Annotated in this window: 20 protein-coding genes; 7 read left to right on the top strand and 13 right to left on the bottom strand. The window is 69.7% G+C overall.

What is annotated here, in order from left to right; all coding sequences use genetic code 11:
• Window positions 1–19: 19 nt before the first annotated feature.
• Window positions 20–1,060, top strand: coding sequence for a LacI family DNA-binding transcriptional regulator (locus IAG42_RS28895; protein WP_188339895.1), 1,041 nt, complete (start codon window positions 20–22; stop codon window positions 1,058–1,060).
• Window positions 1,061–1,124: 64 nt separating this feature from the next.
• Here the strand turns inward: IAG42_RS28895 and prcA are convergent, their stop codons facing one another.
• The 6 genes from prcA to arc form a co-directional block, all read right to left on the bottom strand.
• Window positions 1,125–1,913 carry a proteasome subunit alpha gene (gene prcA / locus IAG42_RS28890; RefSeq protein ID WP_188339894.1) on the bottom strand — a complete coding sequence of 263 codons (789 nt, stop codon included), beginning with the start codon at window positions 1,911–1,913 and terminating at the stop codon, window positions 1,125–1,127.
• 46 nt (window positions 1,914–1,959) lie between these two features.
• The gene (prcB, locus tag IAG42_RS28885) at window positions 1,960–2,805 is read right to left on the bottom strand and encodes a proteasome subunit beta (RefSeq protein WP_188339893.1); all 846 of its coding nucleotides are present in this window, start codon (window positions 2,803–2,805) and stop codon (window positions 1,960–1,962) included.
• Entirely contained in the window at window positions 2,757–3,344 is a 588-nt protein-coding gene (locus IAG42_RS28880; protein ID WP_188341657.1) for an endonuclease VII domain-containing protein, read from the bottom strand. Before IAG42_RS28880 ends, prcB begins: the two co-directional genes overlap by 49 nt.
• Before the next feature lie 20 nt (window positions 3,345–3,364).
• A complete protein-coding gene (locus IAG42_RS28875; RefSeq protein ID WP_188339892.1) occupies window positions 3,365–3,583 on the bottom strand; it encodes a ubiquitin-like protein Pup in 219 nt (72 codons plus the stop codon).
• A gap of 134 nt (window positions 3,584–3,717) precedes the next feature.
• Complete coding sequence (gene dop, locus IAG42_RS28870; protein WP_188339891.1) at window positions 3,718–5,229, bottom strand: depupylase/deamidase Dop; 1,512 nt, start codon at window positions 5,227–5,229, stop codon at window positions 3,718–3,720.
• Window positions 5,230–5,488: 259 nt separating this feature from the next.
• Window positions 5,489–7,255, bottom strand: a complete 1,767-nt coding sequence (arc, locus tag IAG42_RS28865; protein WP_188339890.1) for a proteasome ATPase — start codon at window positions 7,253–7,255, stop codon at window positions 5,489–5,491.
• 265 nt (window positions 7,256–7,520) lie between these two features.
• On the opposite strand from arc, the gene IAG42_RS28860 reads away from it, so the two are divergent.
• Window positions 7,521–7,835, top strand: coding sequence for a ferredoxin (locus IAG42_RS28860; RefSeq protein WP_188339889.1), 315 nt, complete (start codon window positions 7,521–7,523; stop codon window positions 7,833–7,835).
• A 76-nt stretch (window positions 7,836–7,911) separates the two neighbouring features.
• On the opposite strand, the gene IAG42_RS28855 is transcribed toward IAG42_RS28860, so the two are convergent.
• From IAG42_RS28855 to IAG42_RS28845, 3 genes are all read right to left on the bottom strand, one after another.
• Window positions 7,912–8,490, bottom strand: coding sequence for a hypothetical protein (locus IAG42_RS28855; RefSeq protein WP_188339888.1), 579 nt, complete (start codon window positions 8,488–8,490; stop codon window positions 7,912–7,914).
• 217 nt (window positions 8,491–8,707) lie between these two features.
• Entirely contained in the window at window positions 8,708–9,613 is a 906-nt protein-coding gene (locus tag IAG42_RS28850) for a tRNA (adenine-N1)-methyltransferase (protein ID WP_188339887.1), read from the bottom strand.
• 58 nt (window positions 9,614–9,671) lie between these two features.
• Complete coding sequence (locus IAG42_RS28845; protein WP_188339886.1) at window positions 9,672–11,330, bottom strand: site-2 protease family protein; 1,659 nt, start codon at window positions 11,328–11,330, stop codon at window positions 9,672–9,674.
• A 179-nt stretch (window positions 11,331–11,509) separates the two neighbouring features.
• Here IAG42_RS28845 and IAG42_RS28840 point away from each other — a divergent pair, with 179 nt between their 5' ends.
• On the top strand, window positions 11,510–12,367 hold the full coding sequence (locus IAG42_RS28840; RefSeq protein ID WP_188339885.1) for a RecB family exonuclease: 858 nt from the start codon (window positions 11,510–11,512) through the stop codon (window positions 12,365–12,367).
• 38 nt (window positions 12,368–12,405) lie between these two features.
• On the top strand, window positions 12,406–13,077 hold the full coding sequence (locus tag IAG42_RS28835; RefSeq protein ID WP_161301686.1) for a response regulator: 672 nt from the start codon (window positions 12,406–12,408) through the stop codon (window positions 13,075–13,077).
• Between the two features lie 83 nt (window positions 13,078–13,160).
• Here the strand turns inward: IAG42_RS28835 and IAG42_RS28830 are convergent, their stop codons facing one another.
• The 4 genes from IAG42_RS28830 to metH form a co-directional block, all read right to left on the bottom strand.
• Window positions 13,161–14,738, bottom strand: a complete 1,578-nt coding sequence (locus IAG42_RS28830; RefSeq protein WP_384619963.1) for an ABC transporter substrate-binding protein — start codon at window positions 14,736–14,738, stop codon at window positions 13,161–13,163.
• 76 nt (window positions 14,739–14,814) lie between these two features.
• A complete protein-coding gene (locus IAG42_RS28825; protein WP_188339883.1) occupies window positions 14,815–16,422 on the bottom strand; it encodes an ABC transporter substrate-binding protein in 1,608 nt (535 codons plus the stop codon).
• A 404-nt stretch (window positions 16,423–16,826) separates the two neighbouring features.
• Complete coding sequence (locus tag IAG42_RS28820; RefSeq protein ID WP_188339882.1) at window positions 16,827–17,522, bottom strand: HAD family hydrolase; 696 nt, start codon at window positions 17,520–17,522, stop codon at window positions 16,827–16,829.
• Window positions 17,523–17,620: 98 nt separating this feature from the next.
• A complete protein-coding gene (metH, locus tag IAG42_RS28815) occupies window positions 17,621–21,121 on the bottom strand; it encodes a methionine synthase (protein ID WP_188339881.1) in 3,501 nt (1,166 codons plus the stop codon).
• A 265-nt stretch (window positions 21,122–21,386) separates the two neighbouring features.
• Here metH and IAG42_RS28810 point away from each other — a divergent pair, with 265 nt between their 5' ends.
• The 3 genes from IAG42_RS28810 (at window position 21,387) to glpK (ending at window position 25,014) form a co-directional block, all read left to right on the top strand.
• Window positions 21,387–22,160: an IclR family transcriptional regulator gene (locus IAG42_RS28810; protein ID WP_188339880.1), complete on the top strand. Its 774-nt coding sequence runs from the start codon at window positions 21,387–21,389 to the stop codon at window positions 22,158–22,160.
• Window positions 22,161–22,598: 438 nt separating this feature from the next.
• Window positions 22,599–23,390 carry an MIP/aquaporin family protein gene (locus IAG42_RS28805; protein WP_188339879.1) on the top strand — a complete coding sequence of 264 codons (792 nt, stop codon included), beginning with the start codon at window positions 22,599–22,601 and terminating at the stop codon, window positions 23,388–23,390.
• A gap of 76 nt (window positions 23,391–23,466) precedes the next feature.
• Window positions 23,467–25,014, top strand: a complete 1,548-nt coding sequence (gene glpK / locus IAG42_RS28800; protein WP_188339878.1) for a glycerol kinase GlpK — start codon at window positions 23,467–23,469, stop codon at window positions 25,012–25,014.
• Window positions 25,015–25,018: the final 4 nt, after the last annotated feature.

Genomic DNA, 25,018 nt, shown 5'->3' with positions numbered 1-25,018 from the left:
GAACGACACGGAGGCACCAGTGACCAGCGGCACCGAGGGCCCGGCGACCACCCGCCCCACCAGCCGGGACGTGGCCCGCGCGGCCGGCGTCTCCCAAGCCGCCGTCTCCCTCGTCATGGGCGACAAATGGCGCGGCCGCGTCGCCGCCGGCACCGCCGAGCGCGTCCGCGACGCCGCGCGACAGCTCGGCTACCGGCCGAATCTCGCCGCCCGCAGCCTCCGCATGGGCCGCACCCGCACCGCGCTCCTGGTCGTCCCGGCGCTCACCAACGAGTTCTTCGCCGGGGTGTACACGGGCGCCGCCCGCGTCGCCGCCGAGCACGACTTCGGCGTCGTCCTGTACCCCTCCCCCGAGGGCACGGGCCCCGCGCGCGACCCCTTCCCGTCCTCTCAGGCAGCCCTCGACGGCATCCTCGCCTCCTCCATGGCCGCCGACGCCGTCACCACCCTGCGCGGTGACGGCCTCCCGCTCGTCATGCTCGACAGCGACCCCGGCGACCCCGCCACCACCACCGTGAACCTCGACCTGCCCGACGGCGTCCGGCAGCTCACCGAACACCTCCTCGGCCTCGGCCACCGCCACTTCCTGCACCTCGCCTCGGCCGTCGACTCCTGGACCTTCGACGTCCGCGCCCGCGAACTCGCCGCCCGCACCCGGCAGGTGCCCGGCACCACCCTGCGCACCGTCCGCTCCCCCTTCACCGTCGAGGGCGCCCAGGACGCCGCCGAGCGGGCCCTGCGCACCAGCGGCCTCCGGACACCCACCGCGATCGTGTGCGACGACGACAAGATCGCCGCCGGTGCCTGCAAGGCCGCCCGCCGCGTCGGCCTGCGCGTCCCCGACGACCTGTCCGTCACCGGTTTCGACGACCTCTCCCTGGCCACAGCCCTCGAACCGGAACTCACCACCGTGCGCCTGCCCGCCGAGGACTTCGGCGCCCGCGGCATGGCCGCGCTCCTCGCCGTGCTCGACGACCGCACCCCGGACACCACTCCCCTGCCCGTCCGGCTCGTCCCCCGCGGCTCCACCGCGCCGCCGCCGCGCACCGACGCCCCCTGACACACGTGTGCCCCGGCCGGTCACGGACCGGTCGGGGCACACCTCTCGAAGAGGAACCCGCGCGCTACGCCTCGGAGCCGCCGTCGGAGTCGGAGTCGGAGGACGTGTCGTCGGACACGGCCTCGGACGCCGCCTTCGACACCTCCGCCGCGCCCTCGGCCGTCAGCAGCCGCTCCAGCTGCCGTCCGGCGATCCGCTTGAACTTGCGCTGCTGCGGCCGCGTACGGTCCAGGACGGCCACTTCCAGGCGCTCCGCGGGGATCTCCCGCTCGCTCCCGTTCGTGTCCCTCGACAGGGCCTGCACCGCCAGCTTGAGCGCCTCGGACAGCGTCATGCCGTCCTGGTGGCGCTGGTCCAGGAAGGTGCTGATCTGCTCCGCGTTGCCGCCCACCGCCACCGAGCCGTGCTCGTCGACGATCGAGCCGTCGTGCGGCAGCCGGTAGATCTGGTCGCCCTCGGCGGACTCGCCCACCTCCGCGACGACCAGCTCCACCTCGTACGGCTTCTCGCCCGCGCTGGAGAAGATCGTGCCCAGCGTCTGGGCGTACACGTTCGCCAGCCCACGGGCCGTCACGTCGTCGCGGTCGTAGGTGTAACCGCGCAGGTCCGCGTACCGGACACCGCCGATCCGCAGGTTCTCGTACTCGTTGTACTTGCCGGCCGCCGCGAAACCGATGCGGTCGTAGATCTCGCTGAACTTGTGGAGTGCACGGGACGGGTTCTCGCCGACGAACACGATGCCGTCGGCGTACTGCAGCACCACCAGGCTGCGACCGCGCGCGATGCCCTTGCGCGCGTACTCCGCGCGGTCGGCCATCGCCTGCTGGGGAGAGACATAGAACGGTGTCGACACCGGCTATCCGTCCCTTTCTGTCAGTGACTCAGTGAATGGGATCGGCTCAGAGCAGGGCGGCGCGAGGGCCGTCCGGCTGCTCGAGGCGCCGCTCCAAGATCGAGCGGGCGATCGCGGACGACTCCTCCTCCGACAGCCTCCGGAACCCGTCCTCCGTGATCACGGTGACGATCGGGAAGATCCTGCGGGCCATGTCGGGACCGCCCGTCGCCGAGTCGTCGTCCGCGGCGTCGTACAGCGCCTGCACGACCAGCGTCGTCGCCTGGTCCTCCGTCAGATCGTCGCGGTAGAGCTTCTTCATCGCCCCGCGCGCGAAGACCGAACCGGAACCGGTCGCGGCGTACCCGTGCTCCTCACTGCGCCCGCCCGTCACGTCGTACGAGAAGATGCGGCCCTTCGCGCGGTCGACGTCGAAGCCGGCGAAGAGGGGCACGACCGCCAGACCCTGCATCGCCATGCCGAGGTTCGACCGGATCATCGTGGACAACCGGTTCGCCTTGCCCTCCAGCGACAGCTGGGCACCCTCGACCTTCTCGAAGTGCTCCAGCTCCAGCTGGAAGAGCTTCACCATCTCCACCGCCAGACCGGCGGTTCCCGCGATGCCGACGGCCGAGTACTCGTCCGCCGGGAAGACCTTCTCGATGTCGCGCTGCGCGATGACGTTGCCCATCGTGGCCCGCCGGTCACCGGCGAGCACGACGCCGCCGGGGAACGTCACGGACACGATCGTCGTGCCGTGCGGGGCCTCGATGACGCCCTGAGTCGGCGGCAACTGCCGGTTCCCCGGCAGCATTTCGGGCTGGTGCTCGGCCAGGAAGTCCATGAAGGACGACGAGCCGGGCGTCAGGAAGGCAGCCGGTAGACGCCCGGTGCCACGAGAATTGGCTTCCACGCGTTTCCTTCCAGGTAGTCGGCGGCTCGACGAGTGGTACCGGGGTCGTCCCCCAACTTGCCGATGGCCGAATTGCAGTTGAAGCACAGTACGCCACGGACCCTACCCGTCTCGTGGCAGTGATCCACATGTACGGCCGGGGCTTTGAGGCAGATCACGCAGACGCCCATCTGCGAGGCGACCATGTCGTCGCGCTCGGCCTCGGTGAGGTTGTAGTTGCGCTTGAGATGGTCCCGTCGCCCATGGACCGCTCGGCAAGCCTTGCACCTGGTCGCCAAGCCGTCGGAAGCACTGGCGTTGCGATGCCATTCGCTGTGCGGCTTGATCTCGCCGCACGTGCGGCACTGCTTGTGCCCCTCGGGAACGTCCGCCTTCTCGCGTACGGTCTTCCCGAGCGCCGCCTGACGGCGCCGGTAATGCGCAGCGCTGTACTCCGCCACGCACTCCCGACACCGCACCTGCAGGCCATCGCCGCGGTTGCGATCAGCAGCGAACGAAGCCAAGGGAAGCGATCGCTTGCACCCCGTACAGACCTTCACCACAAAGTCCGGGATGCCCGTTACTGTCCGCCTTTTTGCACAAATGACCGAACGAAGTCCTCGGCGTTCTCCTCAAGTACGTCGTCGATCTCGTCCAGAACCGAGTCGACGTCGTCGCTCAGCTTCTCCTGGCGCTCCTTGAGGTCCTCGGAGCCCTGGGCCTCCTGAGTCTGCTCCTCGACCTCCTCGGTGGAGCGTGTCGCCTTCTGCTGCCCGCCGCCGGTGTCCTTGGTTGCCATGTCCAGCTCACCCCGCTCGGTTCGAGATTCAGCTCGTTCGTGATGATCAGACCCTACAAGTCCGGTCCGACATCGGCCCCGCAGTTTCTTCAACGTACGGGGCCCACCTCTGTGATTCCCCGGCGCCCGCGGTTTCAGCCGCCGGACAGGACCCGGACCAGATCTTCCGCGGTGCGGCAGCGGTCCAGCAGCTCCTTCACGTGGTTACGCGTTCCGCGAAGCGGTTCGAGGGTTGGGACCCGCTGGAGCGAGTCGTGGCCCGGCAGGTCGAAGATCACGGAGTCCCAGGAGGCCGCGGCGACGTCGTCCGCGTACTGCTCCAGGCAGCGGCCCCGGAAATAGGCCCTGGTGTCCTCCGGAGGCTTCGTACGGGCCCTCTCGACCTCGGACTCGTCCAGGAGGCGCTTCATCCTCCCGCGGGCCGCCAGACGGTTGTACAGGCCCTTCTCGGCCCGCACGTCGGCGTACTGGAGGTCCAGGAGGTGGAGCTTCGCGGCGTCCCAGTCCAGGTCGTCGCGGCGCCGGTAGCCCTCCATGAGCTCCCGCTTCGCCACCCAGTCCAGCTCGCCGGCCAGGCTCATCGGGTCGGACTCCAGCCGCCCCAGGACGTCCTCCCAGCGGCTGAGGACGTCCTTGGTCTGGTCGTCCGCGTCCGCGCCGTAGCGCTCCTCGACGTACTTCCTGGCCAGCTCGTAGTACTCCATCTGGAGCTGGACCGCGGTGAGTGTGCGGCCGCTGCGGAGCGTGATCAGGTGCTGCAGGTCCGGGTCGTGGGAGACCTGGTGCAGGGTGCGCACGGGCTGGTCGACGGCCAGGTCCACGGCGATGAAGCCGTCCTCGATCATGGCCAGGACCAGGGACGTCGTGCCGAGCTTGAGGTAGGTCGAGATCTCGGAGAGGTTCGCGTCGCCGATGATCACGTGGAGCCGGCGGTACTTCTCGGCGTCCGAGTGCGGCTCGTCGCGGGTGTTGATGATCGGGCGCTTGAGCGTGGTCTCCAGGCCCACCTCGACCTCGAAGTAGTCCGCGCGCTGGCTGAGCTGGAAACCGTGCTCGTGGCCGTCCTGGCCGATGCCCACGCGGCCCGCGCCGGTCACGACCTGGCGGGACACGAAGAACGGCGTGAGGTGCCGCACGATGTCCGAGAAGGGGGTCTCCCGCTTCATCAGGTAGTTCTCGTGCGTCCCGTAGGAGGCGCCCTTGTTGTCGGTGTTGTTCTTGTAGAGGTGGATCGGCTGGGCGCCGGGCAGCTGGGCGGCCCGCTCGGCGGCCTCGGCCATGATCCGCTCGCCGGCCTTGTCCCACAGGACCGCGTCGCGCGGGTTGGTGATCTCCGGAGAGCTGTACTCGGGGTGGGCGTGGTCGACGTAGAGGCGCGCGCCGTTGGTCAGGATGACGTTGGCGAGGCCGATGTCCTCGTCGGTGAGCTGGCTGGAGTCGGCGTTCTCCCGGGCGAGATCGAAGCCCCGGGCGTCCCGCAGCGGGTTCTCCTCCTCGAAGTCCCAGCGGGCCCGGCGGGCGCGGTGCATCGCGGCCGCGTAGGCGTTGACGATCTGGGACGAGGTGAGCATGGCATTGGCATTGGGGTGGCCGGGGACGGAGATTCCGTACTCCGTCTCGATGCCCATTACTCGCCGTACGGTCATGCGGCCCTCCTTGCCCGGCGGCGCCCTCGGTCGGGGGCGTCGCTCAAGTCCTCCGCTGGTTCTCCGGTGCGTGTGCGGTGCCCGTCCCCGCACGGCGCGACTCGGCGGCATGGAAGAGCCTAGAACGCCTTTGCGCTGGTGGGGAGATCATTTGCGTCATTGCTTCGCTCCGACGTCGGGCGGGTTCTTCCGGGACAATGCGCCCGGAAAACAGTGGGCTGCGGGTACCCGGTCCGGGCACCCGCAGCCACCCTGCTTTTTACAGGTACTGTCCGGTGTTCGCCACCGTGTCGATGGAGCGTCCGGTGTCCGCGCCCTGCTTTCCGGTGACCAGGGTGCGGATGTACACGATCCGCTCGCCCTTCTTTCCGGAGATCCGGGCCCAGTCGTCCGGGTTGGTGGTGTTCGGAAGGTCCTCGTTCTCCTTGAACTCGTCGATGCAAGCCTGGAGGAGATGGGCGACCCTGAGGCCCTTCTGGTTCTGCTCGAGGAAGGCCTTGATGGCCATCTTCTTGGCGCGGCCGACGATGTTCTCGATCATTGCGCCGGAGTTGAAGTCCTTGAAGTAGAGGACTTCCTTGTCGCCATTCGCGTACGTGACTTCGAGGAAGCGGTTCTCCTCGGATTCCGCGTACATGTGCTCCACGGCCGTCTGGATCATGGCGTGGACCGTGGCGGCCTTGTCGCTGCCGTGCTCACCGAGGTCGTCGGTGTGCAGCGGGAGGCGCTCGGTGAGGTACTTGCCGAAGATGTCCTTGGCGGCCTCGGCGTCCGGGCGCTCGATCTTGATCTTCACGTCGAGCCGGCCGGGGCGCAGGATGGCGGGGTCGATCATGTCCTCGCGGTTCGAGGCACCGATCACGACCACGTTCTGCAGGCCCTCCACGCCGTCGATCTCGGCGAGCAGCTGCGGGACGATGGTGTTCTCCACGTCCGAGCTGACGCCGGATCCGCGGGTGCGGAAGAGGGACTCCATCTCGTCGAAGAAGACGATGACGGGGGTGCCCTCGCTGGCCTTCTCGCGCGCTCGCTGGAAGACGAGGCGGATCTGGCGCTCGGTCTCGCCGACGTACTTGTTGAGGAGCTCGGGGCCCTTGATGTTGAGGAAGTAGCTCTTGCCCTGCGCCTGTCCGGTCACTTCCGCGACCTTCTTGGCGAGGGAGTTGGCGACCGCCTTGGCGATGAGCGTCTTGCCGCATCCGGGGGGCCCGTACAGGAGGACGCCCTTGGGCGGGCGCAGTTCGTGCTCCTTGTAGAGGTCCGGGTAGAGGTAGGGGAGCTCGACCGCGTCGCGGATCAGCTCGATCTGGTTGCCCAGGCCGCCGATCTGCTCGTAGCCGATGTCCGGGACCTCTTCGAGGACCAGCTCCTCCACTTCGCTCTTCGGTACGACTTCGTAGACATAGCCGGATCGGGGTTCGAGAAGAAGGGCGTCGCCGGGGCGGATGGTGATGCCGCGGAGCGGTTCGGCGAGCCGTACCACCCGCTCCTCGTCGGTGTGCCCGGTCACGAGGGCGCGCTCGCCGTCCTCGAGGATCTCCTTGAGGGTGACGATGTCGCCGACGCTCTCGAACTCCATGGCCTCGACCACGTTGAGTGCTTCGTTGAGCATCACTTCCTGGCCACGCCTGAGCTCTTCGAGCTCGACGCTCGGGCTCACGTTCACCCGGAGCTTGCGGCCGCCGGTGAAGATGTCGGCGGTGCCGTCCTCGTTGGCCGAGAGGAAGACTCCGAAGCCGGCCGGCGGCTGTGCGAGCCGGTCGACCTCCTCCTTGAGGGCCACGATCTGGTCGCGGGCCTCACGGAGCGTGTTGGCGAGCCGCTCGTTCTGGGCGGACACGCCTGCCAGGTTCGTCTGCAACTCGACGATCCGCTCTTCGAGAATCCTCGTATGACGCGGAGAGTCGGCGAGCTTGCGCCGCAGGACGGCGATTTCCTGCTCGAGATAGGCAATCTGACCGGCGGGGTCGTCGGACCCTCGTCCCGGGCGGATGCCGCGGTTGATGTCGTCGTCGTGGGCTGCCACGGTCCTCACCTCCTCCAAGGGGAGCTGGACGCTTCCAGACCCTACCTGGGCGGGTGTCGATTGAAACCCCTAGATCACAAAGACGTCGGGGTGTGTCCGATCTTCACCCTTGCGCTCTCCCTCACGCCAGGGGAATACCCACCCATGAAGATCCGAAAGCCGGTGGTTATAGGCTCGACACCGTTCAACACCCGTCAGGCCTGGCCCGACTTGCTCCGGCGAGGTCGGTTTTTCCCGGGCCGCGACGCAGGAAACGGCAGGAGACATGACCGTGCAGCAAGAGGCCGTATCCGGCACCGGAGCGGGCGTTCCGCTGGAGGTGTGGATCGATCAGGATCTGTGCACCGGGGACGGGATCTGCGCCCAGTACGCGCCCGAGGTCTTCGAGCTGGACATCGACGGGCTCGCGTATGTGAAGAGCGCGGACGACGAGCTGCTCACGGAGCCGGGTGTGACCACGCCGGTGCCGTTGCCGCTGCTCACGGACGTGGTGGCGTCGGCGAACGAGTGCCCGGGCGACTGCATCCACGTGCGCCGGGTCGCGGACGGCGTCGAGGTGTACGGGCCGGACGCCGACTGAGCGCCTTGTATGTGTGAGGGGCCCCGCCCGCCGGAGTGACCGGTGGACGGGGCCCCTTTCGCGCGCGGGGAGCGCGTCAGACGCTGCGGGCCTCGGCGGGGGTGGAGCGGACGAACGAGCCGCCCTTCCACTGCCACTTGGCCTTGTCGTGGACGTCGGGGCGGTAGCGCGGGACGTCGGGGGACGAGTAGCCGTCGAGGTTCGCGGAGACGGCTCCGTCGCGTACGGTCACGTCGCTCGCGGTGTAGCCGTCCTTGGGGTCGACGAGGGTGGCGACGACCCGGGCGGCGGAGCCCGCCGGCTGGGTGAGGACGTAGACGCCGTCGGGCGGGGTGCCGGAGCCGGCGTCGCAGCGGACGACGGCGACGGTCTCGGGTCTGCCGTCGCCGTCGAGGTCACCGGTGGCCTTCGCGCGGACGAGGGCCTTGACCGGGCCGCACTCGATCGGGAAGTCGACGGCCGAGGGGTCGGGCGGGGCGACCGCGTGCGCCTTGGCGGTGACGTGCTCGCCGCCGCCCGTCGGTGCGGCGGTGGCGGAGTCCGGCTGCAGGAAGCCGGAGGCCGCGACGACCGCGGCGACCGCGGCCGCGGTGGCCAGCCAGTGGATGGGACGGGTGGTGGTGTGCGCCAGTTCCGGGACGGCGGGTTGCTGCACTAGGAGTGTCTCCTGTGAGGGCTGTGCCGGTGGGGGTGGCCAGCATCGTGCCACAGGTCACAGTGCGGGGGAACGGCGGGGTCCGCCGTTTCTTCGCGGCCGTACGCGAGCGGGGTGCTGCCGCTGGGTCAACGTACGGACGCCGCCGTCCAGTTCCCGTGCGGTGCGGGGAACTCGACGGCGGCGCCGGTGCGTTGTGCGGTCGTACGGGGTGGGGTCAGCGGCCGCGGGCTCCGCCGTCGGCGTTGGGGCCGTCGTAGTCCTCGCCGTAGGCGCCCTTGGCGGGGCGGCGGCGGCGCATGGGCGGCTCGACGCCGTCCGCGAGGCGGCGGGCGGTGAGGAGGAAGCCGGTGTGGCCGATCATCCGGTGGTCGGGGCGGACCGCGAGGCCCTCCACGTGCCAATTGCGGATCATCGTCTCCCAGGAGGTCGGCTCGTTGAAGCAGCCGATCTCGCGGATGGACTCGACGGTGCGCGCGAGCTGGGTGGTGGTGGCCACGTAGCAGCACAGGATGCCGCCGGGGACGAGCGCCTTGGAGACGACGTCGAGGCATTCCCAGGGGGCGAGCATGTCGAGGATGACGCGGTCGACGTCGGCGTCGGACAGGTTGTCCTGGAGGTCGCCGACGGTGAGCTGCCACGCGGGGTGGGGGCCGCCGAAGTAGCGCTCGACGTTGCCCTTCGCGATCTCGGCGAAGTCCTCGCGGCGCTCGTAGGAGTGCAGCATGCCGTCGTCGCCGATGGCGCGCAGCAGGAAGCTGCTGAGCGAGCCGGAGCCCACGCCCGCCTCGACGACGCGGGCGCCGGGGAAGATGTCCGCGAAGGCCAGGATCTGCCCCGCGTCCTTGGGGTAGACCACGGCGGCACCGCGGGGCATGGACAGGACGTAGTCGGGGAGCAGGGGGCGCAGCGCGAGGTAGGCGACGTTTCCGGTGGTGCGGACAACGCTGCCCTCGGGTGCGCCGATCAGCTCGTCGTGCGGGAAGGAACCCTTGTGGGTGTGGAAGTTCTTTCCCTCTTCGAGCGTGAACGTGTAGTGGCGGCCCTTGGGGTCGGTCAGCTGAACCTGGTCCCCGACCTTGAAGGGCCCGCGGCGGCGGGCGGCACCGGTCGGTTCGGACATGTGAACAGACTACCGGGCCCGGCGCGGGCCGCCGACCACGCGGGTTCCCTGTACGGCTCTACGAGGGCCTGGCCATGGCCTTGACGAAGGCGCGCTCCACGTCGGCGGCGGACAGGACGCCGTAGATGGCGCCGTTGTCCTCGACGACGAGGTACTCGGTGGCGGGGGTGGCCCGGAGGGTGTCGAGGAGGTCCTCGCCGGCGAGCTCGGCGGAGACGCGCATGCCGTCGGTGAGGTCCTGGGCGAGGCCGCTGACGGCGACCCAGGGGCGGCGGTGCTCGGGGACGCCGACGATGGCGGCCTCGCGGACCAGGGAGCGGGGTTCGCCGTCCGCGTCGACGACGACGAGGGCGCGGGCGCCCGCCTCGTTGGCCCGGCGGAGGGCTTCGGAGAGGGGGGTGGCGGGCTCGACGGGGACGGCGCGGCGGGTCAGGGTGCGGGCGCGCAGTTCGGGGAGGTGCTCGCGCAGGCGGGCCATGCGCAGGCTGTTGCCGGCGCCGGTCCAGATGATCGCGGCGAGGATCGCGGCGAGCAGCGCGTCCAGGACGGTGTCCATGCCGCTGACGTCCTCGGCGTCCGGGCCGAGGGCGCCGGACTGGGTGAGCAGCGGCAGGCCGATGAGGACGCTGACGGCGAGGGCGCGGCCGACCCAGGCGGCGGCGATCGTGCCGCTCATGGGCTTGCCGGTGATCTTCCAGACGACGGCGCGGAGCATGCGGCCGCCGTCCAGGGGCAGGCCCGGCAGGAGGTTGAAGACGGCCACGATGAGGTTGGAGATCATCAGGCCCGCGAGGAGGACGCCGGGGACGGTGCCGGGTTCGACGGCCTTGAGGCCGAGGTAGAAGACGCCGGCGAGGACGAGCGAGAGCAGCGGGCCTACGAAGGCCAGGACGAACTCTCGGCCCGGGGTCTCGGACTCCTTCTCGATCTCCGAGACGCCGCCGAAGAACTGGAGCTGGATGCGGCGGACCGGGAGCTTGTAGCGCAGGGCGGCCACGGTGTGGGCCAGCTCGTGCACGAGCACGGAGGCGTAGAAGGCGACCGCGAAGAAGAGGGCGACGAGGTAGCGCAGGGCGCCGAGCTCGGGGAGCACGCGGTCGAGCTGGCCGCCGAACACCCAGGTGATCAGCGCGGCGACGAGGAACCAGCTGGGGGCGACGTACACCGGCACGCCGAACGGCCGCCCCATGAGCAGCCCGCCGCGGGGCTCGGGCGGTTTGGCGGGACCCTTGCGCTTCCCCGAGGTGGCGGCGGCCCGCTCGGGGTGCCGGTCGAAGGGGGTCGCCTCCGGCGGCTGGGCGGATGCGGCGGGCGGGGCGACCGGGGTGGTCTCGCCCGTGGGCGAGGCGGGCCGGGTTGCGTCGGCGGCGGCCGGCTCGGCCTGTGACGGCGAGTCCGGGGTCACGGTCACATCGGTGTCGTCCGGCTCGGCACCCGCGGGCGACGGGGACTCGTCCGCGCCCTGCGCCTTGTCCTTTGGTCCGTCGGCGGTGGCCGGTTCGGCCTGTGACGGCGAGTCCGGGGTCACGGTCGCGTCGGGGTCGTCCGGCTCGGTGCCCGCGGGCGACGGGGAGTCGTCCGCGCGCGGCGCCTCGCTCTTCGGCGCGTCGGCGGGCGTCGGGGCGCCCGGCTCGGCCGGGGGCTCGGGGGGCGTGTCGGCGTGCGGGGGCGGGGTCGTCCCGCCGGTGCCCGACTGTGGCCGGCCGCTCTCGTCCACGGTGATCCCTCGGTCCCCTCGTTCGAGCGTCTCCCGCCGCGGGGCGGGACGTTCTGGCGTCGATGGTATGCGGACGGTGTCCGGCGGCCCGCGCCGACTCCCCCGGGTCCACGCTACGCAAGACGCCGCCGACCGCGCAGGTGCCTGACTGTCGGTGGCGGGCCGTAAGGTCGGGGGTCATGGAGACCAGTGCCCAGCCCGCCCGCGAGCCCGCCCGGCCCGCCTCGCTCTCGCCGTCGCGCGCGAGCGATTTCATGCAGTGCCCGTTGCTGTACCGGTTCCGGGTGATCGACAAGCTGCCGGAGAAGCCGAGCGAGGCGGCGACGCGGGGCACGCTGGTGCACGCGGTGCTGGAGAGACTGTTCGACGCGCCGGCCGGGGAGCGGACCCCGCCGCGGGCCAAGTCGCTGATCCCGGGTCAGTGGGACCGGCTGCGGGAGAGCCGCCCGGAGCTGGCGGAGCTGTTCGCGGACGATGCCGAGGGCGAGCGGATGACGCGCTGGCTGGGCGAGGCGGAGCGGCTGGTCGAGCGCTGGTTCACGCTGGAGGACCCGACGCGTCTCGAGCCGGCGGACCGGGAGCTGTTCGTCGAGGCCGAGCTGGCGTCGGGTCTGAAGCTGCGCGGGATCATCGACCGGGTGGACGTGGCGCCGACCGGCGAGGTCCGCATCGTCGACTACAAGACGGGCAAGGCGCCCCGCCCCGAGTACGCGGAGGGCGCCCTGTTCCAGATGAAGTTCTACGCGCTGGTGGTGTGGCGGCTGAAGGGCGTCGTGCCGCGCCGGCTGCAGCTGGTGTACCTGGGCAGCGGTGACGTGCTGACGTACGACCCGGTCGTGGCGGACCTGGAGCGGGTGGAGCGCAAGCTGCACGCGCTGTGGGACGCGATCCAGACGGCGACGGAGACCGGGGAGTGGCGGCCGCGGCCGACGAAGTTGTGCGGCTGGTGCGACCATCAGGCGGTTTGCCCCGAGTTCGGCGGGACTCCCCCGCCGTATCCGTTGCAGGTCGGGCTGCCCGGGTCGGGCACGCCCTAGCAGGGCAGAATGGGCCCGGACTACCGAAGGAGAGTTTCGTGGCCATCCGCGTCCTACTGGTCGATGACCAGCCGCTGCTGCGTACGGGCTTCCGCATGATTCTCGAGGCCGAGCAGGACATCGCGGTCGTCGGCGAGGCCGGCGACGGCCTCCAGGCTCTCGACCAGGTGCGGGCGCTGCAGCCCGATGTGGTGCTGATGGACATCCGGATGCCGCGGATGGACGGGGTCGAGGCGACCCGGCAGATCACCGGCCCCGGCCGGGACGGCCCGGCGAAGGTGCTGGTCCTGACGACGTTCGACCTGGACGAGTACGTGGTGGAGGCGCTGCGGGCCGGGGCGAGCGGCTTCCTGCTCAAGGACGCCCCCGCGCACGAGCTGGTGCAGGCGATCCGGGTGGTCGCCGCGGGCGAGGCGATGCTGGCGCCGAGCATCACGCGCCGTCTCCTGGACAAGTACGCGGACCATCTGCCGTCGGGCGAGGAGCCGGTGCCGGACACCCTGCACACCCTCACCGAGCGCGAGGTGGAGGTGCTGAAGCTGGTGGCGCGCGGTCTGTCGAACGCGGAGATCGCCGCGGACCTGTTCGTCAGCGAGACGACCGTGAAGACGCATGTCGGGCACGTGCTCACCAAGCTGGGGCTGCGCGACCGGGTGCAGGCGGCCGTGTACGCGTACGAGAGCGGTCTGGTGCGTCCCGGGGCGCAGTAGAGCGAGCGGGATGCGCGTGAGGGGCGGCGGTCACCGAGGTGGTGACCGCCGCCCCTCACGCGTGTCCGGCGCGGGACGCGGGCTCAGCCCTTGCTGATCTCCCAGAAGCGGAAGACGGTCGACGCGTCGAGGCAGTTCTCGAGGCCGTAGACGTTGTCGCGGGTCACGGCGTACTGCTTGGCCTGCCAGACGGGCAGGATCGGCAGCTGCGCGGCGACGATGTCCTGGAGCTGCTCGTACTGCTCGCTGGTCGAGGAGCGGTCGCTCTGCTCACCGGTCTGCGGAATGATCGTCCCGGTGATCGTGGCGTTGTCGTAGTGGTTGCCGAGGACGTTGCCCTCGCCGAAGAACGGCTGGGTGAAGTTGTCCGGGTCCGGGTAGTCGGGCACCCAGCCCTTGACGTAGACGCCGTACTTGCCGGACTTGATGTCCCGCTCGTACTGGGAGAACTCGACGGACTTCACGTCGGCGTCGAACAGGCCGCTGGCGTTGAGCTGTCCGGCGATGGCCTTGAGCTCGGCGTCGGTGGTGGGGCCGTAGCGGACCGGGGTGGACCACAGGGTGATCTTGACCTTGCCGGTGATGCCGTCGGCGCGCAGGGCCTGGGCCGCCTTCGCCGCGGAGGGGCGGGCGCCGTAGGTGTCGAAGAAGGCCGTGTTGTGGCCGGTGATGCCCGCCGGGATGATCGAGTACAGGGCGGCGGTCGTGTTGTCGTAGACCTTGTCGATGAGGGCGTCGCGGTCGAGCAGGTAGGCCATGGCCTTGCGGACCGAGAGCTTGCCGGCGACGGGGTCCTTCATGTTGAAGACGAGGTGCTGGACCTCGGCGCTGTTGCCCTCGACGACGTCGATGCCCTTGGTGCCGGCCTTCTCGATGTCGGCGATGTCCTGGGCGGCCAGGCCTCGGTAGGCGAGGTCGATGTCGCCGTCGAGGAGGGACTTCTTGAGGCCCTGCTGGTCGCCGTGGAAGAACTTCATGGTGACGCCGGTGTTCTTGACCTTGGCGTTGCCCTTGTAGGACGAGTTGACCGAGAAGACGGCCTGGTTCTTGCCGTAGGAGTCCAGCTTGTACGGTCCGGAGCCGACGGCCTTGCCGTCCGTGCGGAGCCGGCTCGCGGGGTACTCGGTGTGGTCGACGATCGAGCCGGCACCGGAGGCGATCTTGCTGGGGAAGGTCGCGTCGGCGTACTTGAGCCGGAAGACGACGGTGCTCGCGTCGGGGGTCTCGATCTTGTCGAGCATCGGGAACATGATCGCCGGACCGGCGTCGTCGTCGATGGTCATCGTCCGGTCGAAGGAGTACTTGACGTCCTTCGAGGTGAGCGCGTTCCCGTTGCTGAACTTGAGCCCCGGGCGCAGGGTGCACGAGTAGACCTTGGTGGCCGCGTCGCTGAAGTGACACTCCTTGGCGGCTTCCGGAACGGGCTCGGTGCCGCCGTTGGGGAAGCTGAGGAGCGACTGGAAGACGTTGTTGAACAGCAGCCACGAGCCGGGGTCGTAGCCGGACGCCGGGTCGGTGGCGAGGACGTCGTCGGACATCCCCATGACCACGGACTCACCGTCGGCGGCGGCGTCCGACTGCTCGTCGCCGCAGCCGGCGAGCAGGGCGGCGGCGAGCACCGCTCCGATGGACGGGGCCAGCCACTGGTTGCGCATTCTCACGTACGTGCCTTGTCGTCGGTCGTGCGATAGAGCGGGGCCGGTCGCGGCGTCGGGACCGGCCCCTTCAGGCGGACGCTCAGCCGCTGACGCCGCGGCCGAGCTCCCACAGCTGGAGGACGGAGGAAGCGGACAGCGCCCACTCCACACCGGTGACGTCGTCACGGGCGGCGACGTACTGCTTGCCCTGCCACAGCGGGAGGACGGGCACGTCGTCGGCGACGATGTCCTGGATCTGCTCGATGCTCTCGGAAGCGGTGAGCCGGTCGGCCTCGCGGCGCTCCGCCGGGATCAGCCGGCCCCGGATGTCGCTGTCGGAGTACGGCGAGTTGAGGAAGTTGCCCTTGTCGAGGAAGGGCGCGAGGAAGTTGTCCGCGTCGGGGAAGTCGGGGAACCAGCCGAGGCCGTAGACGTCGTACTTGCCCTTGAGCTCGGCGGGGCGGAAGGCGTCCCAGGGCTCGCCCTTGATGGAGACCTTGAAGAGGCCGCTCGCGTCGAGCTGCTTCTTCAGGATCTCGAACTCCTTCTTGGTGGCGGCCCCGTAGTGGTCCGTCGTGTAGTGCAGCGTGAGCTTCACCGGGGTGGTGATGTTCGCGCGGCGCAGGATCGACGTGGCCTTGGCGACGTCGGGGTCTCCGTACTTGTTGGAGAAGGAGTTCTGGTGGCCGGTGATGCCGACCGGGACCAGGGAGTAGAGCGGCTGGGCGGTGGTGCCGTAGACGCCGGCGACGATCTCGCCGCGGTCGACGACCTGGGCCATCGCCTGGCGGACGGCCTTGTCCCGGACGGTGGGGGCGGCGGTGTTGAAGCCGAGGTAGCGGATCTCCATGCCGGGCATCTCGACCAGGTTCACGTTCTTCGGCGGGTTGTCGCCGTAGGACTTGATCTGCTCCGGGGACAGGGTGCGCGTCATCAGGTCGACGTCGCCCTTGTCGAGGGCCTTGCCCATGGCGTCGGCGTCGGCGAAGGAGCGCAGTTCGACCTTGTCGTTCTTCGGCTTCAGCTCACCCTTGTAGTGGGGGTTCTTGGTGAAGACGGTCTTGACGACGACGTTGTCCTTGACCTCGGCCTTGAGGCTGTAGGGGCCGGAGCCGTCCACCTCGAAGCCGTCGCGCAGGCTGTCCTTGGGGTAGTCGTCGGGGTTGACGATGCCCGCGGTGGGGGTGGCCAGCTTGTACGGGAAGGTGGCGTCCGGGGTGTTGAGGTGGAAGATGACGTCCCGGGTGCCCTGCGTCTCGATCGTGTCGATCGTGGAGAGCAGGCTGTAGGAGCCGCTGTCGCTCTCGATCTTGCGGACACGGTCGATGGAGTACTTCACATCGGTCGCGGTGACAGGGGTCCCGTCGGCGAACTTGAGGTCCTTGCGCAGCTTGCACGCGTACCGCTCGCTGCCGGTGTCGGAGAAGATGCAGCTCTCGGCGGCCTCGGGGACGGGCTCGCCGCTGCCGCTGCGGGGCATGGCCATGAGCGTCTGCACGGTCTGGCGCAGCACGTTCCACGACCCGGCGTCGTAGGCGTAGGCCGGGTCGAAGGGGGCCGGAGCGTCCTTCGAGGCGGTGAACCGGTCGGTAGTGCCCACGACGATCGCGTTGCCGTCGGACGAGCCGCCGTCGGACCCGCCGCACGCGGCGAGCACCGGGGCGAGCAGACCGATCACGGCCGGCAGCACCAAAGTCTTGCGGTTCATGCTCGTACTTCTCCAGAGCTGTTGGTTCCCGTGGCCCGCGGGCGGGGGTGGTGCGCGCGTCGGCGGGAGGGTTTGCGGCGATGTTCTCGCGACGACACTAATGGGCTCGCGGACGGACATCGCAGGCGCTGGAGAGGGCGGCCCATCACGCTCCGAAACCGGGTGTGGACACACCGAAACACCTCAGGAGGAAGGTTCGTCGCAGGGGGCGACCAATCGGGACACAAGGTGATGCCGCAGGGGGCGGAAGGCTCCTTTCCGACACCCCGCCCAGGCACTGTCGACCCCCCGCCGAGTGGGAAAGGTCACATATTCAACTTGGCCGGCGGGGGTCGCTATCCGGCCGCGACGGCGACTTCGCGCCGCCTCGCGGAACGGCCGCGCCGATTACCGGTCAGTTGCCTTCACGGCGTCATCAGGCCGTGCAGGAAAGGCAGGTTGACGTGTTCGAGGGAGCGGACGACGGTGCGCCGGGGGGCCGCCTCGATGGGGGCGACGGACGGTACGGCGACGACGTGGCAGCCGGCGGCCTCGGCGGCGGCGACGCCGGTCGCGGTGTCCTCGATGACGGCGCAGCGGCGCGGGTCGGCGGCGAGGCCCGCGGCGGCGACGAGGTAGGGGTCGGGGTGCGGCTTGGTGCGCTCGACCTCGTCACCGGCGACGGTGAGCCGGAAGTTCTGCTTGCCCAGGGAGTGCAGGACGCGGTCGATGATGCGGCGGTGGGAGGCGGAGACGAGTGCGGTGGGCACGCGGTGCGCGGCGAGTTCGGCCAGGAGTCTCGCGGCGCCCGGCATCAGCGGCAGGGACTGGCTGATGCGCTGTTCGAAGCCGTCGTTGAGGAGCACGGTCAGCTCGGGCAGGGTGATGTCGGCGCCGGTGGCCTCGATGAGGAAGCCCGCGCTGCGGGTCATGGGTCCGCCGACCACGACGTGGCGCCAGGCCTCGTCCAGGGTGTGGCCGAGTGCGGCGAAGACCGTGACCTCGGCGTCCCACCAGAAGCCTTCGGTGTCGACGAGGGTCCCGTCCATGTCGAGGAGGACGGCCTGCAGGGCGGACCCTTCGGCCGTTCGGGTACCGAGTGCGGGGACCGTGCTGGTCATCTAGGCACACCTCCATGAGGGACGAAGAGGCCGGCCTCCCTTCCTGAGCGGAAGGGCGACCGGCCTGCGCTGGACCGACAAGTGTACGTCGGTGGCGCTCAGCGCGCGTTGAAGTACTTCGCCTCGGGGTGGTGGATGACGATGGCGTCGGTGGACTGCTCGGGGTGGAGCTGGAACTCCTCGCTGAGGTGGACGCCGATGCGCTCGGGCTCCAGGAGCTCGGCGATCTTGGCCCGGTCCTCGAGGTCGGGGCAGGCTCCGTAGCCGAGGGAGAAGCGGGCGCCCCGGTACTTGAGGTCGAACATGTCCTCGATCTGCGCCGGGTCCTCGCCGGCGAAGCCGAGCTCGGAGCGGACGCGGGCGTGCCAGTACTCGGCGAGGGCCTCGGCCAACTGGACGGACAGGCCGTGCAGTTCGAGGTAGTCGCGGTAGGAGTCTGAGGCGAACAGCTCGGCCGTGGCCTCGCCGATCTTCGAGCCCATGGTGACCACCTGGAGGCCGACGACGTCGGTCTCGCCCGACTCCTCCGGACGGAAGAAGTCCGCGAGGCACAGGCGGCGGCCGCGGCTCTGGCGCGGGAAGGTGAAGCGGGTCCGCTCGTTGCCCTGGTCGTCGAGGATGATCAGGTCGTCGCCCTTGGAGACACAGGGGAAGTAGCCGTAGACGACGGCCGCCTCGAGCTGGTTCTTCGTCTGGAGCTGGTCGAGCAGGCCGCGCAGCCGCGGCCGGCCCTCGGTCTCCACGAGCTCCTCGTACGTGGGTCCGCCGGTGCGGGCCTGCTTGAGCCCCCACTGGCCCTTGAAGAGCGCGCCCTCGTCGAGCCAGGAGGCGTAGTCCTTGAGCGGGATGCCCTTGATGACGCGGGTGCCCCAGAACGGCGGCTGCGGGACCGGGTTGTCGACGGCGACGTCGGAACGCCCGACGCTCACAGGCTCGTCCAGGACCACTTCACGCTTGGGCACCCGGCGCTGCTTGAGCTCGGGCAGCGTGGCCCCGGGAACGCCGCGCTTGACCGCGATCAGAGCGTCCATCAGACGCAGGCCCTCGAACGCGTCGCGGGCGTAGCGGACCTCGCCCTCGTAGATCTCGTGCAGGTCCTGCTCCACGTAGGCGCGGGTCAGGGCCGCGCCGCCGAGGATGACGGGGTAGTCGGCGGCCAGCTTGCGCTGGTTGAGCTCCTGGAGGTTCTCCTTCATGATCACGGTCGACTTGACCAGGAGCCCCGACATGCCGATCACATCGGCCTTGTGCTCCTCGGCCGCGTCCAGAATCGCGGAGACCGGCTGCTTGATGCCCAGATTGACGACGTTGTAGCCGTTGTTCGACAGGATGATGTCGACGAGGTTCTTGCCGATGTCGTGGACGTCGCCGCGCACCGTGGCCAGCACGATCGTGCCCTTGCCCTCAGCATCCGACTTCTCCATGTGCGGCTCCAGATAGGCCACCGCGTTCTTCATCACCTCGGCCGACTGCAGCACGAACGGCAACTGCATCTGCCCCGAGCCGAACAGCTCGCCGACCACCTTCATGCCGTCGAGGAGCGTGTCGTTGACGATGTCGAGGGCGGGGCGGGTCTGGAGGGCCTCGGCGAGGTCGTCCTCCAGGCCGTTCTTCTCACCGTCGATGATGCGGGCCTTGAGCCGCTCCTCCAGCGGGAGCGCCGCCAGTTCCTCGGCCTTGCCGGCCTTCAGGGACTTGGTGGTGGCGCCCTCGAACAGCTCCATCAGCCGCTGCAACGGGTCGTAGCCCTCGCGGCGGCGGTCGTGGATGAGGTCACGGGCGACCTGCACCTGCTCCTCGTCGAACCGCGCGATCGGCAGGATCTTCGAGGCGTGCACGATCGCCGAGTCCAGACCCGCCTTCACGCACTCGTCCAGGAACACCGAGTTCAGGACGATCCGCGCGGCCGGATTGAGACCGAAGGAGATGTTCGACAGACCGAGGGTGGTCTGCACGTCCGGGTGACGCTTCTTCAGCTCGCGGATCGCCTCGATCGTCGCGATACCGTCGCCCCGCGACTCCTCCTGTCCGGTGCAGATCGTGAAGGTCAGCGTGTCGATGAGGATGTCGGACTCGCGGATGCCCCAGTTCCCGGTCAGGTCGGCGATCAGCCGCTCGGCGATCTCCACCTTCTTCTCCGGGGTGCGGGCCTGGCCCTCCTCGTCGATGGTCAGCGCGATCAGCGCCGCACCGTGCTCCTTCGCGAGCCGGGTGACCTTCGCGAAGCGCGACTCCGGACCGTCACCGTCCTCGTAGTTCACCGAGTTGATGACCGCACGCCCGCCCAGCTTCTCCAGACCCGCCTGGATGACGTCGACCTCGGTCGAGTCCAGCACGATCGGAAGGGTGGATGCCGTCGCGAAGCGGCCGGCCAGCTCCTCCATGTCCGCGACACCGTCACGGCCCACGTAGTCCACACACAGGTCGAGCATGTGCGCGCCCTCACGGATCTGGTCGCGCGCCATCTCCACACAGTCGTCCCAACGGCCCTCCAGCATGGCCTCACGGAACTTCTTCGACCCGTTCGCGTTCGTCCGCTCACCGATCGCCATGTACGCCGTGTCCTGCCGGAACGGCACCGTCTGATACAGCGACGAGGCACCCGGCTCGGGGCGGGGCGCGCGCTCGGCCGGGGCGAGGTCACGGACCCGCTCCACGACCTGACGCAGATGCTCAGGAGTCGAACCGCAGCAGCCGCCGATCAGCGACAGGCCGAAGCTGTTGACGAAGTTCTCCTGCGCGTCCGCCATCTCCACCGGGGTCAGCGGGAAGTGCGCGCCGTCCTTGGTCAGGATCGGCAGACCCGCGTTCGGCATGCACATCAGCGGCGTCGTGGAGTGCTGGGCGAGATAGCGCAGGTGCTCGCTCATCTCCGCCGGGCCCGTCGAACAGTTCAGGCCGATCAGATCGATGCCCAGCGGTTCGAGGGAGGTCAGCGCGGCGCCGATCTCCGAGCCCAGCAGCATCACACCGGTCGTCTCGAAGGCCAGCGAGCAGATCAGCGGCACGGACACACCCAGGGCGTCCATCGCCCGCCGGGCGCCGATCAGGCTGGACTTCGTCTGGAGGAGGTCCTGGGTGGTCTCGACGATCAGGGCGTCGGCGCCGCCGGCGAGCAGGCCCTCGGCGTTCTGCTGATAGCCGTCACGGATCGTCGCGTAGTCGATGTGACCCAGCGACGGCAGCTTCGTGCCCGGACCGATCGAGCCCAGCACCCACCGCTGCCGGCCGTCCTTCGCCGCGAACTCGTCCGCGACCTCACGCGCGATCCGCGCGCCCGCCTCGGACAGCTCCACGATCCGGTCCGCGATGTCGTACTCGCTCGACGCCGTGTGGTTCGAGCCGAACGTGTTCGTCTCCACGCAGTCCACACCGACCGCGAAGTACTCCTCGTGCACCGAACGCACGATGTCCGGGCGCGTGACGTTGAGGATCTCGTTGCAGCCCTCGAGGTTCTGGAAGTCCTCCAGGGTGGGATCCTGCGCCTGCAGCATGGTGCCCATGGCGCCGTCCGCCACCACGACACGGGTGGCGAGGGCGTCCCTGAGGGCGGCCACGCGGGCTCGGGGATCGGATGCGGGCGTCGGCAACGAGGCCATGAAAGTGCTCCCTGGGGTGCGACGGCTGTCGGCTTTGCGCATCCACTGCTGGAAGCGCACCCGGTCAGGGTAGCCGGGACCCCCGTGATGGCGCCCAGGCGTCCACAGGCCGGAACGGCACGCCACACTGGCCGGATCACGACCCCGGCCGGTCGTGGGGTGAAATATCGGCGCACGCCGTAATGGCATGAGGTCGGCAACGGCCGATACTGTTCAGCATTGTCGAACGATGGTCCCGTGCGAGGATCCAGGAGGAAGCACTGAGATGGCACGCAACATCCAGTCGCTCGAACGGGCCGCGGCGATGCTCCGGCTCCTCGCGGGCGGCGAGCGGCGGCTCGGTCTCTCCGACATCGCCTCCGCGACGGGCCTGGCCAAGGGCACGGCCCACGGGATCCTGCGCACCCTGCAGGCCGAGGGGTTCGTCGAGCAGGACGCGGCGTCGGGGCGATATCAGCTGGGCGCCGAGCTGCTGCGCCTGGGCAACAGCTACCTGGACGTGCACGAGCTGCGGGCCCGCGCCCTCGTATGGACGGACGACCTGGCCCGCTCCAGCGGCGAGGCCGTCTATCTGGGCGTGCTGCACCAGCAGGGCGTGCTGATCGTGCACCACGTCTTCCGGCCCGACGACAGCCGGCAGGTCCTGGAGGTCGGGGCGATGCAGCCGCTGCACTCGACGGCCCTCGGCAAGGTGCTCTCCGCGTACGACCCGGTGGCGCACAGCGAGGTCGTGGAGGCCGAGCGCAAGGAGTTCACGGCCCGTACGGTGGCCGACCTGACCGCGTTCGAGACGGTCCTCGACCTGACGCGGGCGCGCGGGTACGCGGCCGACGTGGAAGAGACCTGGGAGGGCGTGGCGTCGGTCGCGGCGCCGATCCACGACCGGCACCGGATGCCGGTGGGGGCGGTCGGCATCACCGGCGCCGTGGAGCGCGTGTGCCGGGCGGACGCCAAGGACGAGCTGCGGCCCGAGCTGATCGCGGCGGTGCGCGACTGCGCCCGCGCCGTCTCCCGGGACCTGGGAGCCAGCCGCTTCTGAGCCCGTACCGCCCCCGCGAGCCCCGCCTTCCGGCGGGGCTTTCGCCGTTTCAGGGTGCAGGGTGCACGCATCCGCGCGACCATCGGTGGACGCCCGGACCGCACCTCGACCGACCAGCGACCGACCGACGCCTGACCAGCGGCTGACCGGCGACCGACCTGTCGAACCGACCCGTCGGACCGATCGGCCGGACTGATCAGCCGGAACGATCAATAACGATCGCGCTTTCGATAACAGAACCCTTGACGAGCGAGTAACCCCAGGGCGAGACTCGCGTCCATCGGTCGGCATTGTCGAACACCTACCGGCAATAGACGTTAGAGTGTGGACACGCCAGGCCGGACCCGCCCCTCGCAAACGGGGGCTCGGACCACCGGAAACGGACCCGGGGGTTCGTCACTCGGGTATTCCCCTGGACGAAGGACAAAGGAGTCGCGGGTGTCCAGCCACGACATCTTCCTCGGCGAGACCATCGGTACCGCCGTACTCATCCTGCTCGGCGGTGGCGTGTGCGCCGCCGTCACGCTCAAGCGCTCCAAGGCGCTGAACGCCGGCTGGGTCGCCATCACCTTCGGGTGGGGCTTCGCGGTCCTGACCGGCGCCTACCTGGCGGGCGGCGTCTCCGGCGCCCACCTGAACCCGGCCGTCACCATCGGCCTCGCCATCGAGGGCGGGACCAAGTGGAGCGACGTTCCGCTGTACCTGGCCTCGGAGATGCTGGGCGCCATGATCGGCGCGGTGCTGGTCTGGCTGGTCTACTACGGCCAGTTCCAGGCGCACCTGACCGACCCGGAGGTCCTCGCCGCGCACCGCACCGACGGTGACGAGGGCATGGTCGACCCGAAGGCGGCGCCCAAGGCCGGCCCGGTGCTCGGCATCTTCTCCACGGGCCCGGAGATCCGGAACCCGATCCAGAACCTGATGACGGAGATCATCGCCACGGTCGTGCTCGTCCTGGCGATCCTGACCCAGGGCCTCAACGACGGGGGCAACGGTCTGGGCGTACTCGGCGCGCTGATCACCTCGCTGGTCGTCGTCGGCATCGGTCTCTCGCTCGGTGGCCCCACCGGCTACGCGATCAACCCGGTCCGCGACCTGGGCCCGCGCATCGTCCACGCTCTGCTGCCGCTCCCCAACAAGGGTGGTTCGGACTGGTCGTACGCGTGGATCCCGGTGGTGGGTCCGCTGATCGGCGGCGCGCTCGCCGCATTCATCTACAAGCTGTTCTGACAGCCACGAGCTGTTCCGGCAGCCGCACGGGCGACGCCACCGACACCGACCACCGACGCACCACCAGGAGCACACCGTGACCGACGCACACACCGCAGGTCCGTTCATCGCGGCCATCGACCAGGGCACCACCTCCAGCCGCTGCATCGTCTTCGACAAGGACGGCCGGATCGTCTCGGTCGACCAGAAGGAGCACGAGCAGATCTTCCCGAAGCCGGGCTGGGTCGAGCACGACGCCAACGAGATCTGGGCGAACGTCCAGGAGGTCGTCGCCGGGGCCATCACCAAGGCCGGCATCACGCGCGACGACATCAAGGCCATCGGCATCACCAACCAGCGCGAGACGACGCTGCTCTGGGACAAGAACACCGGTGAGCCCGTCCACAACGCCCTCGTCTGGCAGGACACCCGCACCGACGCCCTGTGCAAGGAGCTCGGCCGCAACGTCGGCCAGGACCGTTTCCGCCGGGAGACCGGTCTGCCGCTCGCGTCCTACTTCGCCGGCCCCAAGGCCCGCTGGCTGCTCGACAACGTCGAGGGGCTGCGCGAGCGCGCCGAGCGGGGCGACATCCTCTTCGGCACGATGGACACCTGGGTCATCTGGAACCTGACGGGCGGGGTGAACGGCGGCCGGCACGTCACGGACGTCACCAACGCCTCCCGCACCCTCCTGATGAACCTGCACGAGATGCAGTGGGACGAGCGCATCTGCGCCTCCATCGGCGTGCCGATGGAGATGCTCCCGGAGATCCGCTCCTCCGCCGAGGTCTACGGCGAGGTCACGGGCGGCCCGCTCGGCGAGCTGCTCGGCGGCATCCCGGTCGCCTCGGCGCTCGGCGACCAGCAGGCGGCCCTGTTCGGCCAGACCTGTTTCGCCGAGGGCGAGGCCAAGTCCACGTACGGCACCGGCACCTTCATGCTGATGAACACCGGCGACAAGATCATCAACTCGTACTCGGGGCTGCTGACCACGGTCGGCTACCAGATCGGCGACCAGAAGCCGGTCTTCGCCCTGGAGGGCTCGATCGCCGTCACCGGTTCGCTGGTGCAGTGGATGCGCGACCAGATGGGCCTGATCAAGTCGGCCGCCGAGATCGAGACGCTCGCGTCCTCCGTCGAGGACAACGGCGGCGCGTACTTCGTGCCGGCCTTCTCCGGCCTGTTCGCCCCGTACTGGCGCTCGGACGCGCGCGGTGTCATCGCGGGTCTGACCCGCTACGTCACCAAGGCGCACATCGCCCGCGCCGTGCTCGAGGCCACCGCCTGGCAGACCCGCGAGATCACCGACGCCATGACGAAGGACTCCGGCGTCGAACTGACCGCGCTCAAGGTCGACGGCGGCATGACCTCCAACAACCTGCTGATGCAGACCCTCTCGGACTTCCTGGACGCGCCCGTCGTGCGTCCGATGGTCGCCGAGACGACCTGCCTCGGCGCCGCCTACGCCGCCGGTCTCGCCGTCGGCTTCTGGTCCAACACCGACGACCTGCGTGCCAACTGGCGCCGGGCCGCCGAGTGGACGCCCCACATGGACGCGGACACCCGCGACCGTGAGTACAAGAGCTGGCTCAAGGCCGTCGAACGGTCCATGGGCTGGCTCGAAGACAGCTCTGTCGAGGAGTAAGACC

Origin of the sequence: Streptomyces xanthii, from assembly GCF_014621695.1 — a bacterium.
Classification (GTDB): Bacteria; Actinomycetota; Actinomycetes; order Streptomycetales; family Streptomycetaceae; genus Streptomyces; species Streptomyces xanthii.
This window is presented reverse-complemented; position numbering and strand designations above follow the sequence as displayed.

What these genes read in the sequence shown, in the direction of transcription:
- IAG42_RS28860 (WP_188339889.1), top strand. Translation starts at nt 7,521, where the DNA reads ATGACCGTGCAGCAAGAGGCCGTATCCGGCACCGGAGCGGGCGTTCCG.
- metH (WP_188339881.1), bottom strand. Translation starts at nt 21,121, where the DNA reads ATGGCCTCGTTGCCGACGCCCGCATCCGATCCCCGAGCCCGCGTGGCC.
- IAG42_RS28825 (WP_188339883.1), bottom strand. Translation starts at nt 16,422, where the DNA reads ATGAACCGCAAGACTTTGGTGCTGCCGGCCGTGATCGGTCTGCTCGCC.
- dop (WP_188339891.1), bottom strand. Translation starts at nt 5,229, where the DNA reads ATGACCGTACGGCGAGTAATGGGCATCGAGACGGAGTACGGAATCTCC.
- IAG42_RS28875 (WP_188339892.1), bottom strand. Translation starts at nt 3,583, where the DNA reads ATGGCAACCAAGGACACCGGCGGCGGGCAGCAGAAGGCGACACGCTCC.
- IAG42_RS28810 (WP_188339880.1), top strand. Translation starts at nt 21,387, where the DNA reads ATGGCACGCAACATCCAGTCGCTCGAACGGGCCGCGGCGATGCTCCGG.
- IAG42_RS28850 (WP_188339887.1), bottom strand. Translation starts at nt 9,613, where the DNA reads ATGTCCGAACCGACCGGTGCCGCCCGCCGCCGCGGGCCCTTCAAGGTC.
- IAG42_RS28840 (WP_188339885.1), top strand. Translation starts at nt 11,510, where the DNA reads ATGGAGACCAGTGCCCAGCCCGCCCGCGAGCCCGCCCGGCCCGCCTCG.
- IAG42_RS28820 (WP_188339882.1), bottom strand. Translation starts at nt 17,522, where the DNA reads ATGACCAGCACGGTCCCCGCACTCGGTACCCGAACGGCCGAAGGGTCC.